This window comes from Shewanella sp. UCD-FRSSP16_17, from assembly GCF_001675935.1.
GTDB classification, from domain to species: domain Bacteria; phylum Pseudomonadota; class Gammaproteobacteria; order Enterobacterales; family Shewanellaceae; genus Shewanella; species Shewanella japonica.
Genome location: NZ_LZFV01000017.1, coordinates 1 through 1736 on the forward strand (window position 1 = coordinate 1; position 1736 = coordinate 1736).

Sequence of the window (1736 nt, forward strand, 5' to 3'; positions counted from 1 at the left end):
GGTACGAGCCAGGATATTCCAGCTGGCGGCACGGTCACTCTAGTGATCACCGATATTGCGGGCACAGCAATTACCATCACAGATGTGGCTGTTAATGCAGATGGCACTTACTCTGTCGATAACGTTGACCTATCTACACTTGTGGATGGCGACATCACAGTTGTTGCAACCGCGACTGATTCAAACGGTAATGATTTATCGGCCAACGACACTGAAAACCTTGATGCCCTTTCAAGCAACATCACCGTTGATTTAGTCATCGATGGCGATAATAACGGTGACATCACTGGTACATCACAAGACATTCCAGCTGGCGGCACGGTCACTCTGGTTATCACCGATATTGCGGGCACAGCAATTACCATCACCGATGTGGCAGTCAATGCAGATGGCACTTACTCTGTTGATAATGTTGACCTATCTACGCTTGTGGATGGCGACATCACAGTGGTCGCAACTGCAACCGACAGCAACGGTAACGACCTGTCTGCCAACGACACTGAAAACCTCGATGCCCTTTCAAGCAACATCACCGTTGATTTAGTCATCGATGGCGATAATAACGGTGACATCACTGGTACATCACAGGATATTCCAGCAGGCGGCACGGTCACTCTGGTGATCACCGATATTGCGGGCACAGCAATTACCATCACCGATGTGGCTGTTAATGCAGATGGCACTTACTCTGTCGATAATGTTGACCTATCTACACTTGTGGATGGCGACATCACAGTGGTTGCAACTGCGACTGATTCAAACGGCAATGACCTGTCTGCCAACGACACTGAAAACCTTGATGCCCTTTCAAGCAACATCACCGTCGATTTAGTCATCGATGGCGATAATAACGGTGACATCACTGGTACATCACAAGACATTCCAGCAGGCGGCACGGTCACTCTGGTTATCACCGATATTGCTGGCACAGCAATTACCATCACCGATGTGGCAGTAAACGCGGACGGTACTTACTCTGTTGATAATGTTGACCTCTCTACACTTGTGGATGGCGACATCACAGTGGTGGCAACTGCAACTGACAGCAACGGTAACGACCTGTCTGCCAACGACACTGAAAACCTTGATGCCCTTTCAAGTAACATCACCGTCGATTTAGTCATCGATGGCGATAATAACGGTGACATCACTGGTACATCACAAGACATTCCTGCAGGTGGCACAGTCACTCTGGTTATCACCGATATTGCGGGCACTGCAATTACCATCACTGATGTGGCAGTAAACGCGGACGGTACTTACTCTGTCGATAACGTTGACCTATCAACGCTTGTGGATGGCGACATCACAGTGGTCGCAAGTGCAACCGACAGCAACGGTAATGATTTATCAGCCAACGACACTGAAAACCTTGATGCCCTTTCAAGTAACATCACCGTTGATTTAGTCATCGATGGCGATAATAACGGTGACATCACTGGTACATCACAAGATATTCCAGCTGGCGGCACGGTCACTCTGGTTATCACCGATATTGCGGGTACTGCAATTACCATCACCGATGTGGCAGTCAATGCAGATGGCACTTACTCTGTTGATAATGTTGACCTATCTACGCTTGTGGATGGCGACATCACAGTGGTCGCAACTGCAACCGACAGCAACGGTAACGACCTGTCTGCCAACGACACTGAAAACCTCGATGCCCTTTCAAGCAACATCACCGTYGATTTAGTCATCGATGGCGATAATAACGGTGACATCACTGGTACATC

At 48.6% G+C, this 1736-nt stretch carries 1 protein-coding gene; it reads left to right on the top strand.

Going from position 1 to position 1736, the window contains the following annotated elements; genetic code table 11:
- On the top strand, window positions 1–1736 hold a 1736-nt coding region (locus tag A9267_RS21910), incomplete at both ends, for a beta strand repeat-containing protein (RefSeq protein WP_197495529.1).